Here is a 16,753-nt window from a genome sequence, read left to right as displayed (position 1 = left end):
ATTAAATACCTTATTTCATTGTAAAAAATTTCAACCGATTAAGATATTCTCCTGCAAAAATAATAAAAAGCAGGATTAATGGATTGAATCCTCCTCATTTCTTATTTCCCGGGAAAGTTTCTTTGCAAAATAAGTCACGTCGTGATATAGTCACGTTATGTCATAGTCACGATAAGACATATATTATGTGAAAAAGGTGATCCTGGTGTCCTCCATTGAAAAAGCACTTAAAAAGTACGTGCCGATGACCGAGACAGCATTCTACATTCTGTTGTCCCTGACCAAACCGCGCCACGGATACGGAATCATCAAGCATGTTGAAGAATTGTCAGGCGGACGGCTCAGACTGGGGTCAGGTACGGTCTATGGAACATTGACCAAAATGAACAAAGACGGCTTGATCACCGTATTTGCCGATGAAGAGAGAAAAACGGTATATGAGGTATCGGAGCTTGGAAAAAAAGTGATGACCGTAGAAATTGGCAGATTGAAAGAGCTGCACAGCAATGCGATTAACTGCGAGGAGGAATTCTTATGAAGACTGTATTTCGGCCTTTCTGGAGCTATGACTTGCTCAAAACAGAAACCTGGCTGACCGGGATGGCCAGCCAGGGATGGCTGCTTGAAGGATGGAATATTAAACTTCGGCGGTTTATTTTCCGGCAGGGTAAGCCGGGTAACATTACCTATCAAATCGGGTATGCTCCATCAGCTCAAACCTCCTTGTCCACCTATCTGGCCGCTGAGGGCTGGACAAGGAACGTGCATCAAGGGAAGTGGACCATTTATGCCAATGAACGGCAACCCGGCCAAATCAACGCCTACCCCTCCCGTAAGGAAGCGATCAAGCGAAACCGGAAGATTTCTTATTTTTTCACAGCGATTATCGTTTATTTGTTATTAATTGCACTAATTCCGCTAATCACGATAGGTTTTTCCCTTTCCCAGGATACGCCCCTCCGGGTAGTGAAAAGCCCCATGTGGCTGGTTACCTATATCGCTGCAGCCTTCGCCATCGCTCTGCTGGTACTCGCGTTCTATTCCGTTATCAAGATCAGGGCAGCCAATAAAACATTACGCGGGGACAATCAAGACAGCTACGAACTTGACGTACAGCCCAATCCTACCGGACCCAAGATCATCCGGATCAAACTAGGCTGGATGTACGCTCCGGACCGGCTGGAGCAGTGGCTTGAGAACAAAGAACGGCTTGGATTTAATCTGTGTAAAATCGGTCCAGGCGGAACACTGTTCTATTTCAGCAAAGGCAGCCCACGGCGGATGAACTATCATGCCGACTATCAAGTGATTTCCGATGAAGGTTATTTGGAGCTGCATAGGGAAGCCGGCTGGAAGAACGTCTACAGTTCCCTCTCCTCCTTGCAGAAATGGACGATCTGGAGCCGGGAATATTCGGAAGGCGCTGAGCGCCCTGAAATATACAGCGATCAATTCCACCGCTTAAAGCACGCCCGAAAAATCGCCATCAGCTACACTGCGCTATTCCTCCCGATGCTTCTGCTCTATAGCGTGAATTTGGGGGCATTCATTGATGGCATGCTAAATGACGGAATCACCGCTTCCCGGGCATGGATTACTTCGCTTATGTTCATCAGCATTCTCCTTTTCGGGTCGTTCGCGGGCAGAACCTGGCTGTATTACCGGCGTCTTAAGAAACAATAGGCCGTGAAGAATATCCGCCTACCGCAAAGGACAAAATGCCAATATGATAACAACCACCCTAGCAGCTATCACTAAAAGCCCGTTAAGACGCTCGCTCTACCATTTCACCAGAGCACGCAATCTTCCGGCTATTGCCGGACTGGACAGACTGGCCGCATCCGTGCTTTTAGACCCTGAGCATGCATGCGGTGTGCACCGGACGACGCTGCAGCAGTCCCGCTATCAAGGCCGCTCAGTCTGGTTAAATGCCCATCTGCGGATCACGCCTGAGGCCATGGACCCGGAAACAACGCCGGAGCAATTCCGCGCCTGCCTTGACCGGCATGTCTTCCTGTGGCCGACAGAGCGTGATTGCCTTGCCATGGCTGCTATGTACTCCCGCAGAGAACCCGGCGAACATTTTGCCATCCTGAAATTCTCTGCCTATGAACTGCTGAGTGATCATTTTGAGCATATCAGGCTGTCCAAATATGACTCAGGAAGCTCCCCGCGGTATCCGCACCGGATGTCTTACCGCAAGAGCTGCGGGATGCTGCTGCCCATTGAACGTTTCATGGAAGCTGCAGGACATTCGATCCCAACCAAACCTTCCGAGATCAAAGAAGTGCTGGTTGAACAGCAATTGACTCCGGTAAGCCGCTATCTGCAGACGGTATATTGCTCCGACCCCGGGCAAGTCCCCGAGGTCTGGAAGCCGCTTTTTATGCCGGGATACCTGTAATATAAAAAGCAATAAACAACAATCCGGGCATTAAGGTTGCCGGGAAGCCTTTGAATCCCTTTTTATCTTTTACAGCAAAAATGACGGCAATGTTCAGCAGCTGCCCTCCCAGAATGGGCAGTACTGCAAATAACAGGGCAAACTCACTGTCCGATTTCAATGCTACCATTGTCAGCATCGAATAATAGACCAAATCCCCCACGCCGATGAGCGGGATCAGCCCCCGCTTTCCGGGAACCGGAAGACAAATAGACAACCGCGCAGCTGTATTGTTTTGTCCTATTAGTTTGGCATTAAGCGTGAACCGCCCTCTCTTGGTGAAACTAAACACATCCATTACCACCACTCCGAGAGCAGCACCAATGATCGCACTCTCCGACACGAATACGTAGGCTGACAGCATATGCGCCAGAAAAAGTGCGCAGACGATGTTCAAACCATTGTGCAGATAAATAACAGTCCGGCTGATCCTCTTCTTCCAGATCCAAATATTTACTGCTAACGCAGCTGTGAATCCGGCAATGGCAATCGCATGCGGCAACTCACGAACAATTCCCGCCAATGTCGTTATAAGCACCGTAAGAAAAAAAATATAAGTAAATTCCCAATGCATCCTGTTCTTTGCAGCATCAACCATTGTGATCTTCCTCCAGTGTTAAGTAACTCCTTGTATTCCCGCTTCTCCCATATAGGCTACATCTGTTTGCTGTATTTAATCGTGTAGAAGAGCTGCGTAAAATAGCCAAATAAATAAAGGCCAATGGTGGTCAACACCACCCATAGAGAAATCCCTGCAAAGATAAACAGAAACGGCAGTGCAATCATAACCATAAACATAATATCGAAGGCTTTGGCCTTGGCTTTCATCCGGATAGCTGTATTGCGTTCGTCGCGGAAATCAATCACAGCCTGCTTTTTGAGCTTGGGATGCTTCCGGTAATACCCTTGAACGATAAGATTAGCGGCACTCATACTGAACAGCCCCGAGCCTATCCCCACACATATTCCGGCAAGCTTTTCTGTACTTTCATCAATCACCAGAAGGCCGACCACAGTCAAAATACCTCCAAGCAGCAGCAGAATAGTAAACAGCCAAACTGTCTTGTTCATTTTCATTCCGATTCCTCCTCATAGATAAAAATATCTTCAATGGCCAGCTTGAAATAGCGGGCAATTTTAAAGGCTAGAATAATGGACGGATTATATCTCCCATTTTCGAGCGAACCAATGGTCTGCCGCGAAACTTCTAATGCCTCGGCAAGCTCCTCTTGCTTAATCCCCCGCTCCTTGCGAAGCTGCTCCAGTCTGTTTTCCATGCTTTCACCTCACTCATTACGGAAAGTTAACTTTCCATAATAATAACATTCACCTTTTCCAATGTAAAGTACACTTTCCATTTGCTTATAAGCTCTATTAAATATAAAAAAGGCCCTTGACGGCCTCACAGCCAAATCAAGAGCCTGCCAATACGGGCAGAACTATTCAAAAAAATTCTCTATTTCCTTAACTATAGTTTCAAGGTTTCTGTTGTTTTGAAAATGGCTTGCATTTTCCAGGACAACAATTTTTTGCAGATGGTTAAAAATCTTTTTCGACCTTGGAACAACCTGTTCAGCAGGGAAAAATATATCTTGATCAGCGACAATTAGTAAGGAAGGTGCGGTGTACGCCATCAATTCTTCCTTGGTAGCATACTTGGGAAATACCGTTTCCAACCGGACATAATCATATATGTATTGTATCTGCAACAACAAATCCTCATGGATTTCATCATCGAACATTGCTGCACAAGCCTTGTACAAATTTTTATCGGTAGAAATAACTTTATATATAGCAAGCGGAATGAGTATCTTCCTCATCATGCCGAGCATTTTACCTCCCGCAATACCTGAAGGTACAAGAAATACTGCTTTTTCAATACGCTCAGGTGCGTAGGCAGCCAAACGTATAAGTATTCCGCCTCCGTACGAGGGTCCAATAAATTTCGCCTTCGTTAGACCCAGACCATCCATAAGATCACAAACCCACTCAGCATATTCATTTGTTTTGGGATTGAGCCGGATTTCAGCACTTTTGCCCGGATGTCCGATGGTATCTGGTGCATAAATACGATAGATCTTCGACAGAGGTTCAAACCACTTAAGCGTTATTGGATTGACTACATTTCCTCCGTGAAAGCAGATTAAGGGTGGTGCTGTTTCATCACCCCCGACTAAAATATGGGTTTTGCCAAATCGCGTATCCACGTATCGGCTCTCAAATTTCGTATCCAGCCGGGATTGCAGCTTGTCATAGATGCGAAGTATTTTTTCTTTACCCAAGGGACTTTTATAGATTGACTTCATCGCTCCACCCTCCCTTCAAAAATCCTCTCCGCAAGACTTTCGATAAAGAAATGCACCACTTCTTCATGATGCTCTCCGCTAATCTCATTTTTATGAAGTACCGTGAAAAATATCGCCCTCATCGCAGAGGATACAAAACCTATATCACATTCAACCTCAAGGTACTTTAAGAGCATTGAGATTTCGTCCTCGTCATCCGATAGATGTTCTTTAACAGTTTCTTCCGGCAGCTTTTGGATCAGAAGCTCGTAATCACCGTTTTGAAGATTTAGAATCCACGGGTTTTTCTGGACCTCTTTAAACATTTGCATAAGACCTTGGATAAAACTCTGCTTTGGGGGCTCATTAGAGGTTTTTAATGCTTCAAGCATTGCATTCTTTATACGTTTATCAACGCTTTTAAGAACATCGAAAAAAAGCAGTTCTTTTGATGGATAAAATAAATAAAATGCACCTTTTGAAATACCCGCCATTCTGACAAGCTCGTCCACGCTGGTTTTTTTAATTCCATACTTTCCCCAGCATATCTCAGCCTTGCTTAGGAGCCTTTCCTGTATCATTTCCTTTTCTTTATCGCTAAATTTCTTCGCCATGCCGCCTCCTTAATACTATATGACCGTTTTTGATTTTATAGTCATAAAATAACATTTTTATTCCTTGAAATCAATAGGCATCCGGGAGAAAAGGCAATTAACGCCGGCGACACGTTCAATTCGCCTAAATATACTAAACCAGACAAGTGGAAACAGCTCTTCCGTCCTCAAAAGGAAGGTATCCGTTTCAGCGAGTATAGCGTGAAGCATATAATTCCTTATATTTCAAAAGAAAAAACCCTTCCTAAGAAGGGTTTTCTTTGTAAAGCACGATGCGGTCAAGAGGACTCGAACCTCCACGATATTGCTACCACTGGCACCTGAAGCCAGCGCGTCTGCCAATTCCGCCATGACCGCATATTATGATGACTCGCTTTCGCGGTCACAAGATAGATCATATCATACTGAGAAATCAGTGTCAATCTTTTTTGACTTTTCGTTGGTTTCATTAATTTTTGGTTAAATATTGCTTTTATTGATGAATAAGAGGTATAATAAGAACAAGGGTTCGCATAATATAAATGAGGTGATTTATAATGGCGACTACCAAGAGAAGTACACTAATCACACCAGCTATTCCTGAAGATATAACCAAAGACGAATTGTCCCTTGTCAGAAGCTATCTGCTGCTAACGTTTATTCATAAAGTATTTGAACGGGATTGCCGGGTGATCGGCAAGAGTGGTCTGTTTAAGACGCCACAGCTTTACATGGAACTGGTCTCCAGTGCAACCAAGAAGACCTCGCTAATGCTGCAAGAGGTAACCCGTGAGCTGGCTTCACATCATTTGAAGATCACCACCATCCGCCAGGATCAGCGAGGCGTTGAAGCACAGTATGCCTGCCGCGGTTATGTGGGAGAGATCAACATTCTGTGGCCTGGATTCCGCAATGAAATGATGCTGCGTATGCGCGCTTATCTCGGATTAAATCCCGAGCTCGCCGTTCTCCCTAAGGAAGAAAGCGTCGAACAGATGGCTATGTCCATCTAATAGCATAATGAAGTATATAAATAATAATGACAGCCCTTATCCATAACCGGACAAGGGCTGTCATGCTGTGAGTTGCTTATATATTGTCCGGATCTTGTCTAGGCTCCGAGAAAGGCTGATACACGTAATTACGGTCAAGCTTCACTACCCGCTTATTGGGACGGCGCACCATCACCTGTGACTCGTCCCAGGCCAATACAATACCCTTGACGTCATTGCTCTCCAACGCATCACGTACGACACGTATTTTCTCTCCGGATATCCGGTACGCATCCAGCTGTTCATCACTGATCATGTGGTAATACTCCCCTCTCTCCGTTAGTTAGCTTGTCCATTGTCTCCCGCAATTCACTCATGAAAAAGGCCCGAATGATAAATCATCTGGGCCTCAGTTCCTTACTAGAAAGCAACTCTGTATGTCTTATGAAGATACTATATCAGCGCTTCATTCTTCTCAAACCAGAAATCAAGAACTTTAGCGGACATCACACGTTCTTCCAGATATTCAACCTGATGATCACTGAAGTTCTGTTTCCAGTTGAAATCCAGTTCTTTACACAAACCTGTGATTGTCAAAAGTTCCGACCAGGCTACATAACGTTTGTACCAGAAAAATTGAGGATGTTCAATCATATAGGGATACAGATCGTCGAACTCCGTGTGTTTACAATCCAGCGCACGCTCGAAATGATCCTTGGCCTCGGATAATTTATCTATAAAGAATTGCTCTGTCACCGGTTCTTTCCCCATTGTGACGCCTCCTCTCCTATGTCTAATATTTATTATAAAGGAAAAGTCATAGGGTGAAAAGCAGATGTTTTAAAAATAGGCTATACACCTATTAATTGCCACTGCTTAGTCGCCAAAGACTATTGTTCCTTCACTTAGAGACATAATTCTGACCAGCGACTCCAGACGGATGCCCTGTTCCCGGATGGTGCGGGCTCCTGCCTGAAAGCTTTTTTCCACCACTACGCCCAGTCCAACCAGCTCGGCCCCTGAACGCTGGATGATCTTGATCAGTCCGCGCGCAGCATCACCATTGGCGATAATATCATCAATAAAAAGAATCTTATCATCCGGGGAGATATACTGGCGGGACAACATAATATCAGTAACGATTCCCTTGGTGAACGATGGTACTCTTTCGCATAAAGCATCGGGATCGGCGAGCAATGTTTTTTTGCGGCGGGCAAATACAAGCGGCACCTTCATTTCATAAGCGGTGGCAAATGCCACGGCAATACCCGAGGACTCCACGGTAACTACCCGCGTAACTCCGGCGTCCGCAAATCTCCCGGCAAACTCCCGTCCCATTTCCATCGTCAGCATGGGATCCACCTGATGGTTGAGCAGACCGTCCAATTTCAGCACCTGATCCGAAACGACGACCCCTTCCTGCAAAATCCGCTGTTTCAATACTTCCATAACTTTGAACCTCCATTACCCTTTATAATTCCAGACGTTCCACTCTAATACACCCATTTGCCATTAGGCGGAAGTCATGTCCTTCTGTTCCTCATCATAACCTGTACTATATGGACTGCACAAGGCAATCCTGCGGGCGGTGCCCATTTTTTATATTCATAGCATTGAAGGAGGCGAGCCATGAAATCCCATGTCCGCACGTTGCAAATCGCTTTCACTTATATTGGCACCATTGTAGGCGCCGGATTTGCCACCGGCCAGGAAATCCTAAGGTTTTTCACCCGGTACGGCCACTGGGCGGTATTAACCATTCTGCTCGCGACGGTGCTCTTTATTTGGCTGGGCACCAAAATGATGGTGATTGCCCGGCGCATCGAAGCCGATTCTTATGAAGACTTTAACCGCCATCTCTTCGGCGAGCGGGTTGGCAGCAGCATCAGCCTCTTTACCTTGATCGTTCTCGTCGCAGTCAACAGCATCATGCTGGCAGGGGCAGGGGCAATATTTCAGGAGAATCTGGGATTGCCGTTCCAGGCAGGTCTGTTGATTACAATATTCGGCTCATACTTTTTACTGAAACGCGGAATTTCCGGTATCCTGCAAATCAACAGTGTTGTCGTCCCCTTAATGCTTACTTTGTCGTTAATCATCATTTCCAATACGCTCGGTGTGCCGGGAGCAGGGCGCTTTCTGTTTCTTGAAACCGACCGCAGCATCTTCGGAGCATGGATGTCGCCACTGCTCTATACCGCCTTCAACCTCGGGATGGCCCAAGCCGTGCTTGTTCCGCTGGCCCGCCATACCGATGATGAAAAATCCCTGGTGCGGGGCGGCATCCTCGGCGGGGCAGGGATCGGGTTCATGCTGCTGGCCGCTCATTTTGCCATGAGCTCGCAAATGCCTGGCATCCTGCAGTTTGAAATCCCTATGGGCAGCATCGCCTTCCGGCTAGGCCCCCTTGTGCAGAGCATTTATCTGCTGCTGATCTTTCTGGAGATCTTCAGCACTTTTGTAGCCAACATCTATGGAGTCGGAGTACAGCTTAAGCAGCATCTGCCCATTGCCCCGTCCCTCGTCACTCCCCTGCTGATGCTGATCTGTTATTTATTCAGCCAATTTGGCTTCAGCTCACTATTGGGAGTTTTCTACCCTATATTCGGTGCCTTGGCGCTAGTCTGGGTTATTATGCTGCTGCGCGCGCCTATGTCTCCTCCGCCCCGGATAGCTGACCCTTCCGGCCCGGAAGGCAAAGCCATCACTATTGTAGCTGTCAAACCGGTGATTCGGATCACACGGAAATAACAGCTGGAAGGATGAAGCAACTGTTCCCTCCGGATGAATCCACTTCAGCGAGAAATAGAAGGATAATTTATATCGTGAAGCATAATATCTTTTAATTTAAAGATCCTTACGGCCGCTTGGTTCGCAGCCGTACAGCTTCTATACAGAGATCACAGCGGCTGCTGGTATCAAACGTGCAGCCGCTTCGGCTACATGCCGGTGGCAGGTCATCATGACAATCTGCCGGGAAACCGACAATTCACCGATCAGTGCCAGTGCCGCATGCAGGCGGCGTTCATCAAAGTTGACGAACAGGTCATCGAAGAGCAGCGGCAGGCTGGCCTGGCGGGTCATCGTCTCTGCCAAAGCCAGGCGAATAGCCAGATACAGCTGCTCCGCCGTTCCCCGGCTGAGCAGTCCGCTGTCCAGAAGGCCGGCATCCTTATGCTCCGCCTTCAACTCCTTGTGCCCAAGCGTCATCACGATTCTCAGGTATTCGCCTTCCGTCAGCTTGTTGAAATACACCGAAGCCAGCTGCAGTACCTGCGGCTGCTTCTCCTGCTCGTAGATGCGGCGCGTCCTTCCCATCAGTTCGGCAGCCAAGGCTGATACAGCATACTGTCCGGCCAGAATCTTCAGCGCCGCCCGCTGCTCCTCCAATTGCTGGAGCACTGTGTCTTCCATACAGCGCTCCTTCAAATACTCGCGCTCCTGCAGCAGCTTGCCCCGGTGCTGAAGCAGCGCATTACGTTCTTCCTCAATGCTTGCCGCAGCATCCTCCGCTGCGGACCGTTCCCGCTCCAGCGCAGCAGCATCATGATGCTCCAGCAGCTTCTGCAGTTCGGCCGCTTCCCCGTTCTCCCATCCGCCGAACATGGCCAGCTCCCACTGGCGGATCGATCTGGTCAGCTCCAGACGCCGCAACACGGCTGACGAACGGCGCAGAAATTCCTCGCCATCCGCAGCACCGCCCTCCTGCAGCAATCTGCCGCTGCGCTCATTCAATACCTCAAGCGCTTGACGGCCCCCGGCAAGCTCTGCCTGTACTTCATGCAGCCGCTCTTGGGCAGCTTCCCGGCGGAGCAGTTCCGTCTTGAGCTGGTCCCAATCCCGCTTCCTGATCTCCAGCCAGCTCAGCAAGGTGAGCGCGGCAGTTCCAGCAGCAGGTTCCAATAATGGCAGAACCTGTGTATTCCCTGTACTTGCAGTATCGTTCAGGGATAAAATTTCAGAATTTACGGATGGCAACAAACCCGAGGGACCTGCTGATTTTGCTGCAGCGTTGTCGGCGGCAGCTGACGACAGTTCGCCCTCCGTTGCTGCCTCATGCCATAAATTCAGGCATTCTTGTTCATAAACAGCACACTCTTCTTGCAGCTCCTTAAGCCGTGCCGCCAGTTTGCTCTCCTGGCGCAGCAGCTCGTTCCCCTGCTCCACTCTGGCGAATATATCCGGCAGCCCTTCGGGCGACAAGCCTTCCGGCAATCTGTGCTGGCGCAGCCATGTTTCATAGCTCTCATCCAGCTGGGTAAATTCAGCCTCAGCACGGTCCATCTCTTCGGCCAGCGCCCGCTCCTGCCCGGAGAGCGTCTCTACCTCTGTCAGGCAGGTGTCCCGCTCGCCAGCCAGCCGTTCCACACGCTGCCGCCAGGCATTCCAGGCTTCCATGAGCCTGCGAAGCTTCTTCATGCCAGCCTCCAGCCCGCTTGCTTCAGGGCTGGGCGCTGCCGCCGGCCTGCGGCCCGGCCGGCTCAAAGCACTCTCCGGCTCCGCACCGGAGAGCAGCAGCCCGCGCAGCCGCAGCATTTCCGCTGCGGCCACGCTCCCGTCCCCGCCATGCTCCAGCGGGGACGTTTCCGGTCTGCGCGCGGCGCGCAGACCGGCCCACAGAGCCAGGTCCGCGGCGGCCAGCAGGCCGAGCGCGGTCCAGGCGCTGACCGGCGGCGCACCGGTCAGGTACAGCGCGGCCGGCAGCAGCAGCGTTAGCGCTGCGCCTGCCGCAAGCAAGCGCCGGTACAGCGCAGCCCGGCGCTCTCCCGCGCCGGAGCCGCCACCGGCGCCGGGGCCGCGTAGCGGCCCTGCCCCGCCGAGCTGCGCTTCGCGCCAGCGCTCGGCGGCCTGCTGCAGCTCGTCCCACAGCTGCAGCACTTCACGCGGGCTGCGCGGGGCGAGGCCCGCGAAGTCCGCGGCGCCGCTTGCGTGCTCGCGCGCAAGCGAACGTTCCGCCGCCTGCAGCGCAGCGCCCGCGGCGGCGAGACGGGAGCGGAGGCTCTGCCGCTCCGCCTCACGCGCTTCCATCCGCCGGTCATACCCGGCGAAGGATGCCGCGAAGCGCCGTGCGGCTTCACGGTCCGCCGCCGCACCGGAGAAGTCCGCCAGCTCAGCCGGGCTCCAGCCTGCGCCAATCCCGCGCAGGATGCGCTCCAGATGCTCATGCAGCGCAGCAAGCTCGCCCGTGAGACGCTGCCGTTCCGCCCTCCGGTCCTCATAACTGGAACGCCGGCGGTCCAGACGCTCAAGTGCTGGTCCTTGAGCAATCAGCATCAGATCCGGCGGATGCTGGGCAAGCTCAGCGATAAGCTCCTGCTCCAGACGCTCCATGCGGAATACCGCTGCTTCGCTGCTGCGGATCTCCCCTTCAAGGGACTGCCAGCGAACTGCACCGTTCTCCGGAAAGACCTCAATCACCGGCAGCTCTGCCAGCTCCAGCCCCGCTTCCCGCCACTTCAGCCACAGCTCGCGGATGTCCTGCACCTTCCGCAGTTTGACCAGCATCTCCCCGGTGGAAGTCCGCAACTTTTCCAGCCCCGCCAGCTCCAGCTGCGCATTTTCCAAAGCAGCAGTATTCTCATTATACCGGGGAAGATAAGAACGGCTCTCAGCCATTTCACGTTCAAGCTTGTCGATGCTTTGCAGGATTTTGGCCGCATCCTGCACTTTCCCGCGCGGTTTATACAGCTTCTCGGCTTCCTGGATCAATCGCCGTTCGGCCCGCATAATTTCGCCGCCACCGCCCATCCCGGCATGGAACAGGTAGCTGCTCATCTCCTCGGACTGCAGTGCCCCAAGCTCCTGAAGCTCGTCCAGCGACACGGCAAACAGCTGCCGGAACATGCTTCTGGAAATGCCGCCGAGCAGACGGCGCTCCATTTCCGCTTGCCCCACTTCCTCGGACCGTCCATCCGGATAGCTGACGGTAATGTTCAGCTTTTCGCTGCGTCCCGCCGTCTCTCCACCTGCGGCATAACGTCGGATTCTCCATAGGCCTCCCTGCCCGTCATTCGCCGTCAGCATGCCGCCATGCAGACCACCCTGTGCGGGCTCATATCTTTCCGCCAGATTCACCCTGGTCGGGATCCCAAAAAGCATCGCCCGGATGAACTGCAGCGTAGTGCTTTTACCGGCCTCATTACGTCCAAACAGAACAGTTACGCCTTCCTGCAGCTCCAGTTCCCGGTTATGCAGACGCCCGAAGCCTCCGATCTGCACATGCTGTATCTTCATCCTGTACTCCCCCGCTCCTGCCGGTCGGTGGAATGCCCGGTCCCTTCGCTGGCTGTATCCGTTGCACCTGGCAGTCTGATGTCTGCTTTCTCCCCCTCAGCGGTCTCTTCCACCCCGCTAAGCAGTGTAATCCCCAGCTCTGACGCGCTTTTCAGCCAGCCCCGTTTCTCCTCTTCATCTGCCATGGACAGCAGTCTGCGGAGCTCCTGGTTCTCCATGAGCGGCTTCAATGCACTTCCAATCAGTTCATCCAGTCCTTCCGCCGTCTCCCCGCTGCGCCCCGACAGCCGCAGCATTTCACCCAGGAAGCTGTCCTCCTGCAGCAGCCGTTCCCGGTCTATCGCCAGACCTGTTTCCACCGAGAAACCCTCTGTCCACACGAGACCGGCATATTCTTTCCGCTCCGCACGTTTCGCCTCACGCCGCTGCAGCTCAGAGAGCAAATCATCCGCTGCACCCTTTTCTGCCAGTATCCTGTGCACGCCTCCCCTGCCTGTAAGCCGAAACCGCACAACCGACATCATTTGCGGAAGCTCATTCCTGATTTCCTCAACTGCTTGCTCGACAGCTTCAATCCATTTCACCTCATCCGCCAAGCCTTCAATGGAAATCTCCCTCACCTGCCAGCGGACGGAATCCAGTTCATGAAACTGGAGCGATGCAGCTCCTGCTTCATCCACATTCACCACATAACAACCTTTGGGTCCGGTCTCTTTAATGCTGCGGCCCTGGATATTGCCCGGATACACAATAGACGGGCGCTCATGCAGAATACTGCGTTTATGTATATGTCCCAGCGCCCAATAGTCAAATCCCCGGCTGATCAAATCCTTGCGGGTGCAGGGGGAATAGGTTTCGTGCTGAAGATCCCCATCCACGTTGCCATGCAGCAGCGCAATATGAAACAGGCTGCTTCCGGTCCTGCGGCTAAATTTCAAGGCTGTATTCTCCGTTACCTTTGCTGTTGGATAGGAAATTCCGCTGACCACAGCAGCTTCCTTCCCGTCGCTCCGGCGGCGGGCGATGGCCTGTCCCGGGTCTCCTGAACTGAATACAGTAACATGCTCCGGCGGTTCTGTTGCCAGACGCGGCCCATCGAGCGGATCATGGTTGCCATGAATCAGGAAGACCTGGATGCCATGCCTTCCCAATTCCTGCAGCGCTTCCTGAAACCGGAGCTGTCCCTGAAGCGAAGCATCGGAGACATCGTACACATCCCCGCTAATGACCACAAAATCAACTTCTTCATGAACGGCTACGTTAACAAGCCGCCCGAGGGCGGCGAAGGTAGACTCCCGTAAATAGGAGCGTATAGCCTGCGGAAGCTGCGCCAATCCGGCAAAACGGCTGTCTAGGTGGAGATCCGCGGCATGCAGGAAACGAAAAGGAATCATCTGCTCACCCTTTCGTTCCCGGCTGATATTGCAGATAGGTTTTTTTGAGCTCATTGGCCACCCGGGTCAGCGAATACAGGCTTTTTGCTTTATCCCAAGCCGAACGGGACAGCTCATAGCGGTAACCCGGATCGCTGATTACTTTTTCCAGCGCATCCGCCAATGCCACCTCATCGTCAGGATTGACCAGAAGTCCGTTTACCCCGTCCTCAATTTGTTCCGGAATCCCTCCCACATTCGTGCCGACAAGAGCCAGACAGCTAAGCGCCGCCTCCGCAAACACTGAGCCAAAGGCTTCCGCGCGTGAAGGGAGTACAAAAATATCAAAGAAAGGCATAAATTCTTCCGGGTGTAAAGTGTATCCGTAAAAAATCGTCTCATTATAGATGCCCAGATTCTGGGCTAATGACTCCAGCTCGCCGCGGCTGGGACCATCCCCAATGATGTGCAGCACGTACTCATGGCCCCGTTTGTTCAGCTCGGCACAAGCTTTAAACAACGTATCTATCCCTTTGGCCGGCACAAGCCGGGTTACGGTCACCAATTGCGGGATGATGTTGTCATGCGGAACAGGCTTGAATCTTTTCTCATCGAAGCCGTTTGGAATGATGCCTACGCTCGAAGGCTGGTCAATGTATGGCGCCAAATAATCGGCAAAAGAGCGTGAAACCGTCATCAGGCGGTCACTGACATGCTCCAGCTCACGGTATACCGAGACAAGAAATTGATGCTCCGGACCGCCTTCTTCAATGATTCCATTCAGAATCAGCTCACGTTCATAGCTGGAATGCAGGGTCTGGATCAGCGGGATTTCCGGATAGATCTTTTTCATTGCCAGACCGGCAATCGGATGATGGGCATGGATCAGATCATACTTTTTACTCATCCTCAGCTTCGTCCACCATAGGTAATCGCGGTAGGTCTGAATATATTTTTGTACAACCGGACTTTCGCCATACTTAGTCCAATCGAAGGTCTCAAATACAATCTCTTCGCGCCCCTTGCCGCGAATCCGTTTGGGCAACCAGAAGAGATCCATATCCCAGCGGCTGGAACGGAAACGTTCCTGGAGATAAGGAATCATTGAAGATACACCACCGGGCTGTTCCGGCGGGAAGAATAGCGCTTGCAGTAAGTTCATCTGGTACATCCCCTTTACAATTGCCCTGATTACGGTGAGACCCGGCAATTATGATATAGTAATAAATATGTACAATTACTGGTACGCTAAGGTCCCCTACCTTGATTTTATCGGTATCCACCTGAAACAGCAACCAAGAAGAACGCTTGAGCCTGAATTGATTTTGACAAGAGGAGAATGAATGATGACGGAAGAACAGCTGCCCGCCGCTTATACCACTGCCATGAGAGAAATGCTGGGGCAGGAGGCGGACGCTTTTCTGCAAAGCTATACTTTGCTGCGGACCCAGGGTCTGCGATTCAACACTTTAAAAAGCCAACTCGGAACCGGCATCCGCGCTGCCGAACATACGGTTTCCCTATTCGGCCTTACACCGGTACCTTGGTGCCACTCAGGGTATTATTACGAACATCCCGCCCGGCCCGGACGACATCCCTACCATGCCGCCGGACTTTATTATATTCAGGAGCCCTCGGCAATGTCCGCGGCCGAGCTGCTGGGGCCGCTTCCCGGTGAGACGGTGCTTGATCTTGCCGCCGCTCCCGGCGGAAAGACGACACATATCGCCTCTCTAATGCAGGGACAAGGTCTGCTTGTGTCCAATGAGATCCATCCCGAGCGGGCCAAAATTCTGGCCGAAAACGTCGAACGCCACGGCATCTCCCACGCACTGGTGACCAGCGCAGCTCCAGGGGAGCTGTCACGGCGTTTCCCGCAGGTCTTCGACCGGATTATGCTGGATGCCCCCTGTTCTGGTGAAGGTATGTTCCGCAAAGATCCTGCTGCTGTAAGCGAATGGTCTCCGGGCCATGTCGAGATGTGTGCGGCAAGACAATGGGATATTTTGCAGGATGCCTATATCATGCTGAAACCGGGCGGCAGCCTGGCGTATTCGACCTGTACCTTCAACCGCAGCGAGAATGAAGATACCATCGCCCGGTTTATAGAGCACTATCCCGATATGGAGCTGATTGCCGAGAAACGCCTCTGGCCGCATCTGGAGAAAGGTGAAGGACATTTCGTCGCCCTGCTGCGCAAGGCACCTGCAGAAGAAACTGCGAATAGCCGCAGCAAACGGGGCAGCGGACGGGGCAAAAACAGCCCGCGAACAACCTCCTCTGTGCGCGATGCTTACCAGCAGTTTCTGGGCTGGGCTGCGGAGCATCTGCCAGGATTCACCGGCCAGGGTGTACCTCTGCTCTTTGGAGAATCTTTGTACCTGCTCCCGGAGACATTTAACGATAGCCTGCATACTGGTCTGCTTGAAGGCCTCAAAATCCCGCGGGCCGGGCTGCATGTGGCCCATCTGAAGAAAAACCGGATCGAACCGGCCCATGCCCTGGCAATGTCTCTTCAGCCCAGTCAAGCTGCCCGTAGCTGGGACCTTGCGGCCGATAGTCATGAAATTCAGGCCTGGCTGCGCGGTGAGAGCCTGCCGGTTCCGGCTGAGCTGCACGGCTGGACACTGGTCACGGTTGGCGGACTTCCTGTTGGCTGGGGCAAAGCCAGCTCCGGTCAACTGAAGAACCACCTGCCCAAAGGGCTGCGGATCCTAAAAGCCCATATTGACGAGCAATAGGCAACTGACCGGTTCGTGATGCCTCCCCCGGCATATGATGACATTATCCCAAAGACGCAACAGCATAACTGCGCGGCATGGGAACTAGACAT

The 16,753-nt window shown here is 51.7% G+C and carries 17 protein-coding genes and 1 tRNA gene; 6 read left to right on the top strand and 12 right to left on the bottom strand.

What is annotated here, in order from left to right; translation table 11 throughout:
- The first annotated feature begins 244 nt into the window (after nt 1-244).
- From NST07_RS12190 to NST07_RS12180, 3 genes are read left to right on the top strand one after another with little or no spacing between them, the layout of a single operon-like run.
- Nucleotides 245-538, top strand: a complete 294-nt coding sequence (locus NST07_RS12190) for a PadR family transcriptional regulator (RefSeq protein WP_076112382.1) — start codon at nt 245-247, stop codon at nt 536-538.
- Entirely contained in the window at nt 535-1,683 is a 1,149-nt protein-coding gene (locus NST07_RS12185) for a DUF2812 domain-containing protein (RefSeq protein WP_342481643.1), read from the top strand. Before NST07_RS12190 ends, NST07_RS12185 begins: the two co-directional genes overlap by 4 nt.
- A 43-nt stretch (nt 1,684-1,726) precedes the next feature.
- On the top strand, nt 1,727-2,404 hold the full coding sequence (locus NST07_RS12180; RefSeq protein ID WP_342481642.1) for a hypothetical protein: 678 nt from the start codon (nt 1,727-1,729) through the stop codon (nt 2,402-2,404).
- Here the strand turns inward: NST07_RS12180 and NST07_RS12175 are convergent.
- The 6 genes from NST07_RS12175 to NST07_RS12150 form a co-directional block, all read right to left on the bottom strand.
- Nucleotides 2,385-3,041: a hypothetical protein gene (locus tag NST07_RS12175; protein ID WP_342481641.1), complete on the bottom strand. Its 657-nt coding sequence runs from the start codon at nt 3,039-3,041 to the stop codon at nt 2,385-2,387. The genes NST07_RS12180 and NST07_RS12175 overlap by 20 nt on opposite strands.
- Nucleotides 3,042-3,097: 56 nt before the next feature.
- Nucleotides 3,098-3,520 carry a hypothetical protein gene (locus tag NST07_RS12170; protein WP_341091936.1) on the bottom strand — a complete coding sequence of 141 codons (423 nt, stop codon included), beginning with the start codon at nt 3,518-3,520 and terminating at the stop codon, nt 3,098-3,100.
- Nucleotides 3,517-3,720, bottom strand: coding sequence for a helix-turn-helix transcriptional regulator (locus NST07_RS12165; protein WP_038589712.1), 204 nt, complete (start codon nt 3,718-3,720; stop codon nt 3,517-3,519). Before NST07_RS12165 ends, NST07_RS12170 begins: the two co-directional genes overlap by 4 nt.
- A 162-nt stretch (nt 3,721-3,882) precedes the next feature.
- Nucleotides 3,883-4,749 carry an alpha/beta hydrolase gene (locus NST07_RS12160; protein ID WP_341091934.1) on the bottom strand — a complete coding sequence of 289 codons (867 nt, stop codon included), beginning with the start codon at nt 4,747-4,749 and terminating at the stop codon, nt 3,883-3,885.
- A complete protein-coding gene (locus NST07_RS12155; RefSeq protein WP_341091932.1) occupies nt 4,746-5,342 on the bottom strand; it encodes a TetR/AcrR family transcriptional regulator in 597 nt (198 codons plus the stop codon). The genes NST07_RS12160 and NST07_RS12155 overlap by 4 nt, the downstream gene beginning before the upstream one ends.
- 273 nt (nt 5,343-5,615) lie before the next feature.
- Nucleotides 5,616-5,699, bottom strand: a tRNA-Leu gene (locus NST07_RS12150).
- Between the two features lie 179 nt (nt 5,700-5,878).
- On the opposite strand from NST07_RS12150, the gene NST07_RS12145 reads away from it, so the two are divergent.
- Nucleotides 5,879-6,334, top strand: a complete 456-nt coding sequence (locus NST07_RS12145) for a hypothetical protein (RefSeq protein WP_341091931.1) — start codon at nt 5,879-5,881, stop codon at nt 6,332-6,334.
- A 76-nt stretch (nt 6,335-6,410) separates the two neighbouring features.
- On the opposite strand, the gene NST07_RS12140 is transcribed toward NST07_RS12145, so the two are convergent.
- The 3 genes from NST07_RS12140 to NST07_RS12130 form a co-directional block, all read right to left on the bottom strand.
- The gene (locus NST07_RS12140; RefSeq protein ID WP_076112335.1) at nt 6,411-6,629 is read right to left on the bottom strand and encodes a hypothetical protein; all 219 of its coding nucleotides are present in this window, start codon (nt 6,627-6,629) and stop codon (nt 6,411-6,413) included.
- 137 nt (nt 6,630-6,766) lie between these two features.
- Nucleotides 6,767-7,084 (bottom strand): hypothetical protein, encoded by a 318-nt coding sequence (locus tag NST07_RS12135; RefSeq protein WP_038589706.1) that lies wholly within the window; start codon nt 7,082-7,084, stop codon nt 6,767-6,769.
- 105 nt (nt 7,085-7,189) lie between these two features.
- The gene (locus NST07_RS12130) at nt 7,190-7,762 is read right to left on the bottom strand and encodes a xanthine phosphoribosyltransferase (RefSeq protein ID WP_038589705.1); all 573 of its coding nucleotides are present in this window, start codon (nt 7,760-7,762) and stop codon (nt 7,190-7,192) included.
- 180 nt (nt 7,763-7,942) lie between these two features.
- Here NST07_RS12130 and NST07_RS12125 point away from each other — a divergent pair, with 180 nt between their 5' ends.
- A complete protein-coding gene (locus NST07_RS12125; RefSeq protein ID WP_063848039.1) occupies nt 7,943-9,064 on the top strand; it encodes a hypothetical protein in 1,122 nt (373 codons plus the stop codon).
- Nucleotides 9,065-9,202: 138 nt separating this feature from the next.
- Here NST07_RS12125 and NST07_RS12120 read toward each other — a convergent pair whose 3' ends face one another.
- From NST07_RS12120 to NST07_RS12110, 3 genes are read right to left on the bottom strand one after another with little or no spacing between them, the layout of a single operon-like run.
- Nucleotides 9,203-12,547, bottom strand: coding sequence for an AAA family ATPase (locus NST07_RS12120; RefSeq protein WP_342481640.1), 3,345 nt, complete (start codon nt 12,545-12,547; stop codon nt 9,203-9,205).
- Nucleotides 12,544-13,995 carry a DNA repair exonuclease gene (locus tag NST07_RS12115; RefSeq protein WP_341091923.1) on the bottom strand — a complete coding sequence of 484 codons (1,452 nt, stop codon included), beginning with the start codon at nt 13,993-13,995 and terminating at the stop codon, nt 12,544-12,546. The genes NST07_RS12120 and NST07_RS12115 overlap by 4 nt, the downstream gene beginning before the upstream one ends.
- Nucleotides 13,946-15,082 carry a glycosyltransferase family 4 protein gene (locus tag NST07_RS12110; protein WP_341091921.1) on the bottom strand — a complete coding sequence of 379 codons (1,137 nt, stop codon included), beginning with the start codon at nt 15,080-15,082 and terminating at the stop codon, nt 13,946-13,948. Before NST07_RS12110 ends, NST07_RS12115 begins: the two co-directional genes overlap by 50 nt.
- Before the next feature lie 184 nt (nt 15,083-15,266).
- Here NST07_RS12110 and NST07_RS12105 point away from each other — a divergent pair, with 184 nt between their 5' ends.
- On the top strand, nt 15,267-16,661 hold the full coding sequence (locus tag NST07_RS12105; protein WP_342481639.1) for an RsmB/NOP family class I SAM-dependent RNA methyltransferase: 1,395 nt from the start codon (nt 15,267-15,269) through the stop codon (nt 16,659-16,661).
- Nucleotides 16,662-16,753: the final 92 nt, after the last annotated feature.

Source organism: Paenibacillus sp. FSL L8-0340 (assembly GCF_038593145.1).
GTDB lineage: Bacteria > Bacillota > Bacilli > Paenibacillales > Paenibacillaceae > Paenibacillus_AQ.
Note: the sequence above shows the minus strand (reverse complement) of the source record. Positions and strands in the feature narration are given on the sequence as shown.